General features: G+C 49.3%; 10 protein-coding genes, 1 other RNA gene and 1 other annotated feature. Of the genes, 2 read left to right on the top strand and 9 right to left on the bottom strand.

The features are described from left to right. Positions 1–33: 33 nt before the first annotated feature. Together alaS and recD2 are read right to left on the bottom strand one after the other, a co-directional pair. A complete protein-coding gene (gene alaS, locus ASF99_RS10420) occupies positions 34–2676 on the bottom strand; it encodes an alanine--tRNA ligase (protein ID WP_055968692.1) in 2643 nt (880 codons plus the stop codon). A gap of 57 nt (positions 2677–2733) precedes the next feature. Further along, positions 2734–2944 (bottom strand) — a binding site (T-box leader). 42 nt (positions 2945–2986) lie between these two features. Further along, positions 2987–5212 carry an SF1B family DNA helicase RecD2 gene (gene recD2 / locus ASF99_RS10425; protein ID WP_023468913.1) on the bottom strand — a complete coding sequence of 742 codons (2226 nt, stop codon included), beginning with the start codon at positions 5210–5212 and terminating at the stop codon, positions 2987–2989. A gap of 116 nt (positions 5213–5328) precedes the next feature. Between recD2 and ASF99_RS10430 the strand changes: the two genes are divergently transcribed. Further along, positions 5329–5877, top strand: a complete 549-nt coding sequence (locus ASF99_RS10430) for a VOC family protein (protein WP_023468914.1) — start codon at positions 5329–5331, stop codon at positions 5875–5877. Between the two features lie 45 nt (positions 5878–5922). On the opposite strand, the gene ASF99_RS10435 is transcribed toward ASF99_RS10430, so the two are convergent. Genes ASF99_RS10435 through cymR form a run of 4 tightly spaced genes read right to left on the bottom strand, consistent with a single transcriptional unit; the run spans position 5923 to position 9288 of the window. Next, the gene (locus ASF99_RS10435) at positions 5923–6588 is read right to left on the bottom strand and encodes a tetratricopeptide repeat protein (protein ID WP_023468915.1); all 666 of its coding nucleotides are present in this window, start codon (positions 6586–6588) and stop codon (positions 5923–5925) included. A 13-nt stretch (positions 6589–6601) separates the two neighbouring features. Further along, entirely contained in the window at positions 6602–7723 is a 1122-nt protein-coding gene (gene mnmA, locus ASF99_RS10440; protein ID WP_023468916.1) for a tRNA 2-thiouridine(34) synthase MnmA, read from the bottom strand. Positions 7724–7739: 16 nt separating this feature from the next. After that, positions 7740–8867, bottom strand: coding sequence for a cysteine desulfurase family protein (locus tag ASF99_RS10445; RefSeq protein ID WP_055968693.1), 1128 nt, complete (start codon positions 8865–8867; stop codon positions 7740–7742). Positions 8868–8880: 13 nt separating this feature from the next. After that, on the bottom strand, positions 8881–9288 hold the full coding sequence (gene cymR, locus ASF99_RS10450) for a cysteine metabolism transcriptional regulator CymR (RefSeq protein WP_029342236.1): 408 nt from the start codon (positions 9286–9288) through the stop codon (positions 8881–8883). A gap of 60 nt (positions 9289–9348) precedes the next feature. On the opposite strand from cymR, the gene ASF99_RS10455 reads away from it, so the two are divergent. Further along, complete coding sequence (locus ASF99_RS10455) at positions 9349–10686, top strand: replication-associated recombination protein A (RefSeq protein ID WP_047393656.1); 1338 nt, start codon at positions 9349–9351, stop codon at positions 10684–10686. Positions 10687–10697: 11 nt separating this feature from the next. Here the strand turns inward: ASF99_RS10455 and ASF99_RS10460 are convergent, their stop codons facing one another. From ASF99_RS10460 to ASF99_RS10465, 3 genes are all read right to left on the bottom strand, one after another. Further along, positions 10698–11462 carry a tRNA threonylcarbamoyladenosine dehydratase gene (locus ASF99_RS10460; RefSeq protein ID WP_023468920.1) on the bottom strand — a complete coding sequence of 255 codons (765 nt, stop codon included), beginning with the start codon at positions 11460–11462 and terminating at the stop codon, positions 10698–10700. 93 nt (positions 11463–11555) lie between these two features. Further along, a non-coding RNA gene (ssrS, locus tag ASF99_RS17105) (6S RNA) lies at positions 11556–11745 on the bottom strand. Between the two features lie 74 nt (positions 11746–11819). Next, positions 11820–13004: a DASH family cryptochrome gene (locus ASF99_RS10465; RefSeq protein ID WP_055968694.1), complete on the bottom strand. Its 1185-nt coding sequence runs from the start codon at positions 13002–13004 to the stop codon at positions 11820–11822. Positions 13005–13121 lie beyond the last annotated feature (117 nt).

Consider the following 13121-nt stretch of genomic DNA (forward strand, 5'->3'; position numbering starts at 1 on the left):
TTCATCACCTCTTTCATATACACTACGTTTCTATTATGCCAGTGATTGCACGTATTGTGAAGCGTACGCGAGTGCTTCTTCTAATTTCGACGCATCTTTTCCACCAGCTTGAGCCATGTCAGGGCGACCGCCACCGCCACCACCGCAGCGTGTTGCGACTTCCTTGATCAATTTACCAGCATGATAGCCTTGGTCGATTAAATCTTTTGAGACGCTTGCGACGAGATTGACTTTCTCGCCTTGCGCACTTCCGAGAACGATGATTGCCGATCCGAGCGAGCTCTTCAACTCGTCCATCATACCGCGAAGAGCATCCATATCTGAGACGTCGACCCGTTTCGCAAGCACACGCACGCCATTGATTTCCTCAACATCGTCCTTCAATGAAGCAGCTTCGATGTTCGCGAGTTTTGCTTGCAACGATTCATTCGCCCGTTCCGTCTCACGGAGCTGTTGTTGCAGTGCTTCGATGCGAACAGGAACTTCTGTCGTCTTCGTCTTCAAGACAGCTGCTGCTTGTTCGAGTGTTTCCAAGTGTTGATTCATGACACGATATGCGCCTGCACCCGTTACCGCTTCGATTCGGCGTGTACCTGCACCGATACCAGACTCTGAAACGATCTTGAACAAGCCGATTTCTGCTGTGTTCCCGACGTGGATACCGCCACACAACTCGATCGAGTATGTGCCTGCTGAGACGACACGGACCGTTTCACCGTATTTCTCACCGAACAATGCCATTGCGCCTTTTGCTTTTGCATCAGTGATGTTCATCTCTTCGATATCAACCGGTAGTGATGCCCAGATTGCTTGGTTGACGTCTTGTTCAATCTTCGTCAACTCTTCTTGTGTCACTGCACCGAAGTGTGAGAAGTCGAAACGAAGACGATCTGGAGAAACGAGTGATCCTGCTTGGTTGACGTGTGTTCCGAGCGTATCTTTCAATGCTTTATGAAGCAAGTGTGTTGCCGTATGGTTTTTCGTGACGGCTTTACGCTCTGCTGCTTCGACTGTTGCAACGACGTCTGCAGCTTCCGTTGCGATCCCTGTACGAACGATGACCGTATGCAAGTTTTGACCGTTTGGTGCTTTTTGAACATCTTTGACATCAAGAACGAAGTCTTTGCCTTCGATTGTTCCTGTATCCGCGACTTCACCACCACTTTCAGCGTAGAACGGTGTGATGTCAAGAATGACTTGTGCTTCTTCACCAGCAGCGACTTCTGTGACTCGTTCTCCATCATGCAACAATGCGATGATTTTCGCATCCGCCTTAAGGTCGGTATAGCCGACGAACGTACTTTTATCTTTTAGCGTCGAGAGGACTTCCGATTGCTGTTGCATCGAACCACTCTCTCCACGCGCTGCACGTGCACGCTGACGTTGTGCATCCATCGCTAGTTTGAAGCCTTCTTCATCAACAGACATCTGATGATCTTCCGCATACTCGACTGTCAATTCGAGTGGGAAACCATACGTGTCATACAGACGGAACGCATCTTCGCCACTGATAACATGCTCACCGTTCGCCTTAGACGTCTGAGCGACTGTGTTCAAGATTGCAAGACCGTCATGAAGTGTCTCATGGAAACGTTCTTCTTCGTTTTTGATGACACGTTTGATGAAGTCTGCTTTTTCTGGAACTTGTGGGTAGAAGTCGACCATGACATTCCCGACCGTATCGACGAGTTCATACATGAACGGACGTTCGATTCCAAGCATCTTCGCATAACGAACCGCACGGCGTAGTAAACGACGAAGGACATATCCACGACCTTCATTCGAAGGAAGCGCACCGTCACCGATTGCGAATGACACAGTACGGATGTGGTCTGCGATGACCTTGAATGCTACATCGAGTTTCGAATCATCACGGTAGATTTTACCGCTGATCTCTTCTGTTTTGTGAATGATCGGCATGAACAGATCCGTATCGAAGTTCGTCGGCACGTCCTGCATGACACATGCCATCCGTTCGAGTCCCATTCCTGTATCGATGTTTTTACGCGGAAGTTCCGTGTAGTTGCCGTGTCCATCGTGGTTATACTGACTGAAAACGATATTCCAGATCTCGAGATAGCGTTCGTTTTCGCCACCTGGGTAGAGTTCTGAATCGTTCGGATCGTCTCCAAAAGCAGGTCCACGGTCGAAGAAGATTTCCGTGTTCGGACCAGATGGACCTTCACCGATTTCCCAGAAGTTATCTTCAAGTGGAATGATCCGCTCAGCCGGTACACCGAGTTCAAGCCAGATTTGACGCGCTGCGTCATCTTCCGGGTGAATCGTGACCGAGAGACGTTCCGGGTCAAGACCGTACCAGTCATCACTCGTCAAGAGTTCCCAGCCCCATTTGATTGCATCTTCACGGAAGTAATCACCGACAGAGAAGTTTCCGAGCATCTCGAAGAACGTATGGTGACGTGCTGTTTTCCCGACGTTTTCGATATCATTCGTCCGGATTGATTTTTGTGCGTTGACGATACGTGGATTATCAGGAATGACACGACCATCGAAATATTTCTTGAGTGTCGCAACCCCTGAGTTGATCCACAAGAGCGATGGATCCTCGACCGGTACGAGTGAAGCACTCGGTTCGATCGCATGCCCTTTGCTTTGGAAGAAATCAAGATACATCTGACGGATTTGTGCACCCGTTAATGGTTTTAGAGCTTTCATGAACAGTTACCCCCATTGGTTTTATTTGGACGCAAAAAAGCGATGCCTTCATCCCTGAAAAGGGACGAAAGCATCGCTTCCGTGGTACCACCCTCGTTCGTAAGCAATCCATTGCCTACCTCGAACATCTGATAACGGGGATGACCCGCAGGTGTTTACACCCGACTCCGGAAGGAGCTTCAAAGGGACTCGAGAAAGTGATTGCAGCAGACTCACTTCTCTCTGGACTCGAGTTTTCCTTTTACTTATCTTCCATCAACGTGTTACGTCCATTCATCTATCGTGATTATTACCTATCACACAGCATCCGTCAAGTCTTTGTCACCCCACCGAGTCGTTCAATCAATCGTGTTCGGCGCCGCGGCTCCTCTTCTTGCGACGCTTTATGAAACGCTCGTGGGTCGCCGAACAATAATAAACTCGACTTCGCACGGGTGACCGCCGTATAAATCAAGTTTCGGGAATGCTTGAATGCCCCCGTGAAATAGACCGGCATCAAGACGATCGGAAACTCGGACCCTTGTGCCTTGTGGATCGTAATCGCGTAGGCATGCGTGAATTGATCCCAGTCACTCCGGTTGTACTCGACTTCCGTCTGGTCGAAGCGGGCGATGATCTTATCCACCTTGTCGACGTTCTCTTTGGCGAAGAAGATATTGACGATTTCGCCGATATCTCCGTTATAGACGTTCTCTTCCGCATTATTGACGAGCTGAAGAATCTTATCCCCGGTCCGGTAAATCCGAGTGCCTTGTTTGACTTCGCGTTTTTTCGGTTCCTCCGGATTGTAGACGCGTTGCAAGGCGACATTCAGTTCGTCGATTCCGACCTGCCCACGGTAAGTCGGTGCCAGAACCTGAACATCGAATTTCGAATACCCTTTTGCGAGTGCTTTTTCCGCGAAGGCTGAGATGCCGCGTAACGTCTCTTGCGGAGACGCGGTGTAAAAGCGACGATCCGCAAGTGGTGATAACAAATCAGCTGACGTCGTCCGGTTCTTCAAATCATGCGCGAGCCGTAAAATCGAAGAATCTTCCGCTTGGCGATGGACGACGTTCAAACGAACGACGGGAATCCCTTCCGTATCCATCAAATCTGCCAGCACCTGCCCTGGACCGACGGATGGTAACTGATCGCGGTCACCGACGAACAAGATTTTCATACCGTTCGGCACAGCACGGAGCAGACTCGATAACAAGTAGATATCAATCATCGACGACTCATCGATGATCAGTACTTTCCCGGTGATCGGCTGATCTTCATTTAATTGGAAATTCGTTCCGTCATACTTCAACAGACGATGAATCGTCATCGCTGGGACGTCCGTTGCTTCCGACAAACGTTTAGCGGCGCGTCCGGTCGGTGCAACAAGGACGTACGGATAAACATCTCCCGTCTTGACGCGACTCTTCTCAAGCGGCCAATCATGAATTTCTTGCAGGGCATGTAAAATTCCCTTGATAACAGTCGTCTTACCGGTACCGGGTCCACCGGTCAGGACCATCAGCGGTGCTTTGACCGCTAACTCGATCGCTTCTCGCTGTTGCGCCGCATATTCCATGCCAAACTGTTCTTCGAGATGCCCGATTGCTTCAAGGATCGTCGCGACATCGACTTCCTGTTCGGCACCGTTCGCCATGACGCGCGCCAGTTCCTTCGCCGCTCGGACTTCGGCATAAAAGATCGTCGGTAAATACAAACAGCCTTCTTCGAGCTTGACCTTATCTTCAGCGAGCAACAGTTCAATCGCTTGTTCTAGCCGTTCACCCGGGTCTTCACCAAGCAAGCGGGGTGCTCGCTGCAATAGTGAGTCGACTGTCGCAAAGGCATGTCCCTCTCCTGCTTCTTGTTCTAATATGTGCATGATCGAAGCAGCGACGCGCTCCGGGTGTAATCCGACGAGTCCGAGATGTGATGCGATATGATCGGCTGTCTTAAAACCAATCCCATTCACTTCATACATCAAGGAATATGGATTCTCTCGTATTCGCGCCATGGCGTCCCCTTCGTAAGCAGCATAAATCTTTGCCGCTAGCTTCGGCGTAACATCAAATGGTGCTAAGAACAGCATCAACTGATCGACACCGTATAACGTGGCGAGTCGACTCAAGATGATGTCAGCTTGTTTTTGTTTTAACCCAGGCACCTGATTCAGTACCCGTTCATCTTTCAAAATGAGATCCACTGCCTCTTCTCCGAGAGCATCGACGATATTTTTCGCTGTCTTCGGACCAATGCCGGTGAACGAACCATTCGTCAAGAAGCGGATCGTCGCATGTTTTGTCATCGGAACCGATCGCCGAATCAGTTCCGCCTTCAGTTGTTTTCCGAATCGGGGATGATCGACGAGACGACCGAATGCTTGATACGTTCCTCCGAGTTCGATCCCAACCCCAGTACCCGTGATGACGAGCTCGGTTTCTTTCAGTTCAAAGTTCTTTTCTTTGACGGCGACCAATACAATGGAGTGTGCTTCTTCTTCAGAAGAAAAGAGCACACGTTTGACGCGCCCGACGACTTGATGGGGGTGCTCCATCACTCCACCTTCTTTCTCTCTTTTTCATTCGCTGCTTTCATCATAGCATTCGTTTACCGGATTTTAAATCAGGGAAAGATACCCTGAAACATTTCGTTAAGAGGAGGAGTTTAAGGATGGCACGTTTACCGATTGCAGGATTGTGTGAATTAGTACTTGAAGTCGAGGATATGGACCGTGCGGTTGGCTTTTGGAATGGGACACTAGGCATTCCAGTCGTCGAGCAATGGGCTCCTGAAGATGCGGAACCAAGTAAAGAACAATCTAAACAAGACGGGGTCTGGGCCACGTGGCTTTACATTGGCGGTAATACTCGACTCGGCCTGTGGCTGAAGCGAGACTTCACGATGGAAGAACGGACCGTCAAACACTTACCAGTATCCGAATGGGACACGTTGTACGATGAAGGTGGTGTCCATGTCCACTGTGCTTTCTACGTTGAGAAGGACGAGTTCCAGCAAGCCTTGAATCAATTGCGGGAAGCATCAATCACCGTGAAGCTCAGAGAATGGGACGAACAGGAGACATCGAATCAAAAAGAACATTCTGCTTATTTCAAGGATACGGAAAATAACGTCATCGAACTGTACACGAAAAACATGGATGAAGCCTATGAAGACTTTTCCGGTCCACCACTTCGTGTCATCCGTGAAGTTGGGAATTAAATAGCATAAAAAAAGACGACTCCAGGCGGAATCGTCTTTTTTATATCAGTCTGCTTGTTTTAATAACGCATCCATCTTCGCTTTCGCGTCCCGCGCAAGGGCGTGTTCCGGCTGGTAGGCAAGAACGGCTTCGAGTTCTGCATAACAGGCTTCTTGTTGACCAAGGAAAGCAAGGGCAATCGCATAATTGTATCGTGCATCTGTATGCGTTTCGTCAAGCATCAAGACGTGCTCGAACATCTCGACCGCTTCTTCCAACTTCTCGTTTTGCGCTAAGGCAAGTCCGTATTGGAATGCGATCTCGATATCGACACCGTTTAGTTCTGACGCACGCTGTAAACGGGGCAACCCGCGGACTGGATCACCGAGTTTTTGATACGTCATCCCAAGCATGAAATGGAGATCCGCGTCGTCAAGTCCATATAATAACGCTGCCCGCAATGATTCCTCTGCTTCGACGAGTTGATCGGCAGCAAAGAACAGCGCCCCTTTTGCATAATAGGCACTCGCAAACGTGTTATCGATCATCAGTGCCCGGTCATAAAAACGAAGGGCACGATCAGCATCGTTCATCGATTGGAGTAATGTTCCAAGATTGACGTACGCTGTCGGATCTTTTGGATTTTCTTCGATCGCGTCGTTAAACGCTTGCGCTGCTAATTCATAATTTCCAGCTTCTAGATGCCGGAATCCTACTTCATTATAGTTCATCTTCTTTTGCTCCTTACGCTAGATAAGCGAGGCGTTCGCCTGCTTTATAGGCTGCATCGATCGTCGCACCACCGAGGCAGATGTCCCCATCATAGAACACGACTGCTTGTCCTGGTGTGATTGCTCGTTGACGCTCGTCAAATGAAACATCGAGTCCATCTTCGAGGACACGAACCGTGACGGTTGTATCTTGTTGACGGTAACGGAATTTCGCCGTACAACGGAATGTCTCACCGACCGGACGCTCAGATGTCCAGCTGACATCTGAAGCAAGTAACCCTTCCGAATACAACAATTCGTTATGGAATCCTTGATCGACATAGAGGATGTTCTCCTCTAAATTTTTCCCGACGACGAACCAAGGCTCTCCGTCGCCACCGATACCGAGTCCATGACGTTGCCCCATCGTATAGTACATCAATCCATCGTGACGTCCCATGACGTTGCCGTCAAGTGTCCGCATCTCACCGGGTTGCGCCGGCAGATATTGACCGAGGAATTGTTTGAAGTTCCGCTCGCCAATGAAGCAAATGCCTGTCGAGTCTTTTTTCTTCGCCGTTGCGAGGTTCGCTTCTTCTGCGATCCGGCGCACTTCTGATTTTTCCATGTGCCCGATCGGGAACATCGCCTTCGCGATTTGCTCTTGCGACAATTGATTCAAGAAATATGTTTGATCCTTGTTTGCATCAACGCCTCGAAGCAATTTATGTTCTCCATCCTCATAGACGGCACGCGCATAGTGCCCTGTCGCGACGAAATCGGCACCAAGACGCATCGCGTGATCGAGGAAGGCTTTGAACTTGATTTCCTTGTTACACATGACGTCCGGATTCGGTGTCCGACCGAGTTTATATTCATCGAGGAAGTACGTGAAGACCTTATCCCAGTACTCTTTCTCGAAATTGACTGCATAGTACGGAATGCCGATTTGATTGGCTACCGCGATGACGTCTTCATAATCTTCCGTCGCCGTACAAAAGCCGTTCTCATCCGTGTCATCCCAGTTTTTCATGAAGATTCCGATGACGTTATAGCCTTGCTCTTTTAATAAATGAGCCGTCACAGAAGAATCGACACCGCCCGACATCCCAACGACGACTGTCGTTTCACTCGGGGCTTTCGCTCGTGTATTCATTTATTTCACCTCTTAGTTAATTCTGAAACGATTTTACGACATCTTGCAAGGCTTGTGCGAGTAGTTCGACTTGCGCGAGCTCATTTCCGTGACCAAAACTGATTCGGACCGATGCTCGTGTCCGTTCATCTTCGCCATACATCGCCGATAAGACATGCGAAGGTTCGACGGATCCTGCCGTACATGCACTCCCGCTCGATACGGCCATTTGACGCATATCAAGCATGATCAGGAACGGTTCGATTTCAATCCGCGGGAAGTAAAGATTGAGGACATTCGGCAATCCTTCAACGCCGTTAACTTCGTAAGTGACGCCACTTTCATCCAATCGCGTTAGCAAAACGTTACGCAGTTGTTTGATGTGGTCCTGTTGTTGATCACGCTCTGCGATCATCAGTTCGAGCGCTTTCGCTAAACCGACGATTCCCGGTACGTTCTCCGTACCAGCACGACGCTTGCGTTCCTGTTCTCCTCCGAACGTTTGAGGCGCTAACTTCACACCAGTCCGTACATACAACAATCCGATTCCTTTTGGCCCATTGATTTTATGACCAGACGCGGATAAGAGATCGACCTGTAACGCTTCGACATCGATTGCTTGTTTTCCGAACACTTGCACCGCGTCCGTATGGAACAAAATACCGCGTTCTCGTAAAAATTGACCGAATGCCGCAATCGGCTGAATCGTTCCAACTTCATTGTTGCCGAACATGATCGAGACGAGTGTCGTATCTTCCCGTACCGCTTCTTGCAAAGCAGCCATTGAGACGACGCCTGTATCTGGAACATCGAGATACGTAACGTCATAGCCTTGTTTTTCGAGCTCTTCGAACGCATGCAAAACAGCATGGTGCTCAAACCGTGTCGTAATGAGATGACGCCCTTTTTCACGCGCCGCCTCAGCCGCACCGAAGATTGCATAATTATCCGATTCCGTTCCACCGCTCGTGAAAATCAGTTCGGTTGGTTTCGCGTTCAATTCTTGTGCGATCTGCCGGCGTGCTTTGTCAATTGCTGCCCGAGCAGACCGACCAGCCGCGTGGACACTAGATGGGTTGCCATACTGTTCGAGCAAATAAGGCGTCATCGCCTCAAGGACTTCCGGACGCATCGGCGTCGTCGCCGAGTGGTCAAAGTAATTCATTCGTTTTCACCTCTCAAATATAGAACATGTATCCTGTATCTTCTTCTTCCGCTAAGTCTTGTAGCGTCGTTGAATCGAGTACTTGATCGACTGCTTGCTGGATTTTATCCCACAGTTTGCGTTTTGTGACCTCGTCACACGCATCGCCTTCGACGACGACGAGTGGTCCTTCAAGCAGGCGGATGATTTCACCCGCTGTGATGTTTTGCGCTTCACGACCGAGCTTATACCCGCCGTAAGCACCACGGACACTTTTAACAAGACCTCCATTACGAAGGGGTGCAATCAACTGTTCAAGATAATGCTCAGATAGGTCATACATCTGCGCGATTTTTTTTAGGGATAATGGTTTAGATTCAGCTTCTTTCGCGAGTGCGATCATGATCGTCAGACCATATCGCCCTTTCGTCGAGATTTTCATCATGCGAAGGATCATCCTTTCTAGTATAGTAGTAGCTAAGAGTGGAAGGAGCGTATGTGTATGGCACATTTATTTGAATCCCAGTCACCTGCCGGACCGCTCGCGAATCGAATGCGTCCGCAGAATCTGGATGAAATCGTCGGACAACGCCATCTGATTGGAGAGACGACGCTCCTGCGGCGTGCCATCTTAGCCGATCGTCTCGGAACCGTCATTTTTTACGGTCCACCCGGAACCGGTAAGACGACGCTCGCGCGTGTCATCTCCAGTTATACGAAATCAGCGTTCGAGCAATTGAACGCAGTCACAGCGAAACTGGAACAATTACGGGAAATTCTAAAAGCGGCCGAAGCCCGTCTTCAGTTCGAGGATCAAAAAACGATTCTCTTTCTCGATGAGATCCATCGATTCAATAAGATGCAACAAGACGCCTTACTGCCAGCGCTCGAAGCAGGTACGATCACGTTGATCGGGGCGACGACTGAAAATCCGAGTTTTGAGGTCAACGCCGCTCTCTTATCGCGGGCAACGGTTTTCCGTTTCGAGCCCCCGACAGCAGACGATTTACGAATCGTCCTCGATCGAACCTTAAAAGACGAAGAGCGTGGTCTTGGCAAATATCCGATCACGATCACGGATGACGCGATCGATCATTACGTCAAGTTGTCGGATGGCGATTACCGGGCATTATTGAATGCACTTGAACTCGCCGTCTTAACGACACCGGAAATCGATGGTCAGATCACGATCGATCTCGCTGTCGCCGAGGAATCGATTCAACAAAAAGCATTGAAGTACGATAAGGACGGCGATCGGCATTATGATGTCATCTCCGCCTTCATCAAATCGATTCGGGGTTCCGATCCCGACGCTGCGCTCTACTGGCTCGCTGTCATGATTGAAGCGGGCGAAAGTCCGCGCTTCATCGTACGGCGTCTCTACGTCCATGCGGCAGAAGACATCGGTCTATCTGATCCGCAAGCATTATTGATGGTCGATGCCTGCGCACGCGCGTGCGAGTACGTCGGTTTCCCTGAAGCAAGGATTCCGCTCGCTGAAACCGTCTTATATCTCGCGACGGCGCCGAAATCGAATGCTGTCATCTCAGCGATCGATCAAGCATTGACACTCGTCCGTCGTTCAGACGGTGGTCCGGTACCGCCACATTTGCGCGATGCCCATCATCCGGGGGCAGCGGCACTTGGGAATGGCGTCACCTATCAGTACCCGCACGACTTCGAACATGCCTATGTGCCACAGAATTACTGGCCGGAGAACCTTGCCCGGACAAAACCGGTCTTTTATCGTCCAAGCCCACGCGGTTTTGAGAAACAACTGCAAGCTCGACTTGATTTTTGGAACAAACAAACAGCCACACATCAGAAAAAGCGACCATAAGGTCGCTTTTTTTAACGAACGCGTTCGATCGTCACGCCGGCTTCACGGACGATCTCGTTGATGACGTAGCTCGCTGCGATCAATCCACCAACTGATGGAACGAACGCATTCGAACTTGGCGGCATCTTTGCCTTACGAATTGCAGCCGCATCGTTTCCGACGACTTGACGGACTTCTTCGATGATCTTAACGGGCGGTTCATCAGAGAAGACGACAGGAACACCTTTATGGATGCCGGCTTTCCGGAGTTTCGTCCGAATGACCTTCGCTAGTGGATCATAACTTGTATCTTTGATGTCAACGATCTTGATGCGTGTTGGATCCATCTTGTTCGCCATCCCCATGCTTGAGATGATTGGAATGTTACGTTTCTTACATTCCTGAATCAAGTGAATCTTGAACGAGACCGTGTCCGATGCATCGATGACATAATCCGGTTGCTGTTCGAAGAACGACTCGAATGTCTCTTCATTGTAGAACATCTTCAAGCGAACGATTTCAAGATCCGGATTGATTAACGCAAGACGTTCTGCCATCGCATCGACCTTTGGTTGACCAACCGTCGGAAGCAAAGCATGGATTTGTCGGTTGACGTTCGTGATGTCGATATCGTCCTTATCGACAAGAATCAAACGACCTACACCACTGCGGGCAAGCGCTTCTGCTGAGAACGATCCAACACCACCGATACCCAGAATAGCGACGGACTTGGATGCCAATGCGTCAAGTCCAGTTTTACCGATTGCTAATTCATTACGCGAAAATTGATGTAACATCTCATAACCTCACAATACTCATACTGTTTTACTCGGAATTATATCATAAAAAAAAACGTCATGCGACGTGTCAAACAACAAAATAATAAGACGATGGGACCCGAAGTGCCGTGTCGATACCTTATTTTTGAACCTGCTGTGCAGGTGGGTGTCTTATCCGATTCCTATTCGTACGTCCTCCTGCTGTGTTACGAGGCATGTACTACTAGTTGGAACGTCAAACTCCCTATCAAAAAAGAGTGGCTCAAAGATAAAAGGCGGCTCTCGTACAATTCAGGAACCCCATCTGATGCATTTAATATAGCATCCTCCCCTCTGAAATGCAACTACTTCCCACTCCAGAAAAAGATGCTTTTTTCAGGTCCAACGTTTCGTGAAGTGTTGATTCGGATCATATCGTTGTTGTTGGAATGCAGGATCAAATCGTGGTGTGCGTGTTGCATTCCCAACACCCGCGATGAACGCCCAGTTCCCATAATTCGAAGCGACATCATAGTCGATCAACTGCTGTTCGAAATATCGCGCTCCGATGCGCCAGTCCTGCTTTAATTCATGAATTAGATAACTGGCAACGATCTGCCTGCCGCGGTTCGACATCCATCCCGTCTCGCGAATCTCGTTCATGAAGGCGTCGACGAATGGCACACCAGTTTTTCCTTCTATCCAGCGTTCGACAGCCAGCTGGTTCGCCTTCCACGTGTATTGACCTTCTTGTAATCCGCTCGCACGGAACAGACGGCTTCCTGTCTCACGCATCGTCAAATGGAAGAAGTCACGCCATAACAATTCGAAATACAACCAGTACGTCGATTCATTCGCTCCCTGTTTTCGCTCGGCTTCTTGTAATTCAGCCATGACGCGGCGCGGTGAGAGTGAACCGTTCGCTAGCCAGGCAGACAACTTCGAAGAATCATTTCGTAAGAACCCATTCCGTGTTTCTTTATAGGTGAATACGGGCTCGGCGAGATATTCCTGAAGGCGTGCCCTTCCCGCTGATTCGCCTCCCCGAAATGGGAACGCGGTCTCTGGGACTGCTTCAACTGATTCCTCTTTTATTAGCTGAATACCGGTTGGTGGATCGAGTGGATCGTAGAAGGTCCCTTTCGCCTCGACCCGTTTTCGAAATGCCGTAAAGACGCGCTTTAATTCATCACTTCCGATATCTTCCCGACGATGTAACGTCTGTGTTTCAAAAGAGCGGACGGTATATCTGTCTTCGATATACTGCTCACTTGTCGCTTCTTCTGTTCCGGTCATCTTATGGAAATAGACGGTATCATCCGCTTGCAGATAAGAATCGAGTGCCTCACTTGTCTCCCCTTCTACTATATCTAACGTAATCCCGATTTGAGACAGATGGCCCGCTAAGTTATCAAGTGTCTCTTGTTCGAACCGCGCTTGTTGTGTACCTCTTTTAAAATCGCGTTTCTTTTGGTCTTTGACGTATACGGCACGAATGACGTCCTGTTCTTCACACGCACTCCGAAGTGCCTCATGATCATCGACACGTAAATCATGACGATACCAAACGACTGCTCCCATATTGATCGACTCCCTTCTCCTTATACTATGACCCGACCAAGGTAGATAGAAAACCACTTGATGTGCCGATGAGGTTTTAAGACGTTGTTTTCGTGGAATATGATTAGTACAACAAAT

The sequence above is a fragment of the Exiguobacterium sp. Leaf187 genome (assembly GCF_001423925.1).
Lineage (GTDB): Bacteria > Bacillota > Bacilli > Exiguobacteriales > Exiguobacteriaceae > Exiguobacterium_A > Exiguobacterium_A indicum.

Coding starts and splice junctions, on each gene's coding strand:
- ASF99_RS10445 (WP_055968693.1), bottom strand. CDS start 8,867: ATGAATTACTTTGACCACTCGGCGACGACGCCGATGCGTCCGGAAGTC.
- ASF99_RS10435 (WP_023468915.1), bottom strand. CDS start 6,588: ATGAACTATAATGAAGTAGGATTCCGGCATCTAGAAGCTGGAAATTAT.
- ASF99_RS10455 (WP_047393656.1), top strand. CDS start 9,349: ATGGCACATTTATTTGAATCCCAGTCACCTGCCGGACCGCTCGCGAAT.
- ASF99_RS10430 (WP_023468914.1), top strand. CDS start 5,329: ATGGCACGTTTACCGATTGCAGGATTGTGTGAATTAGTACTTGAAGTC.
- cymR (WP_029342236.1), bottom strand. CDS start 9,288: ATGAAAATCTCGACGAAAGGGCGATATGGTCTGACGATCATGATCGCA.
- recD2 (WP_023468913.1), bottom strand. CDS start 5,212: ATGGAGCACCCCCATCAAGTCGTCGGGCGCGTCAAACGTGTGCTCTTT.
- ASF99_RS10460 (WP_023468920.1), bottom strand. CDS start 11,462: ATGTTACATCAATTTTCGCGTAATGAATTAGCAATCGGTAAAACTGGA.
- mnmA (WP_023468916.1), bottom strand. CDS start 7,723: ATGAATACACGAGCGAAAGCCCCGAGTGAAACGACAGTCGTCGTTGGG.
- ASF99_RS10465 (WP_055968694.1), bottom strand. CDS start 13,004: ATGGGAGCAGTCGTTTGGTATCGTCATGATTTACGTGTCGATGATCAT.
- alaS (WP_055968692.1), bottom strand. CDS start 2,676: ATGAAAGCTCTAAAACCATTAACGGGTGCACAAATCCGTCAGATGTAT.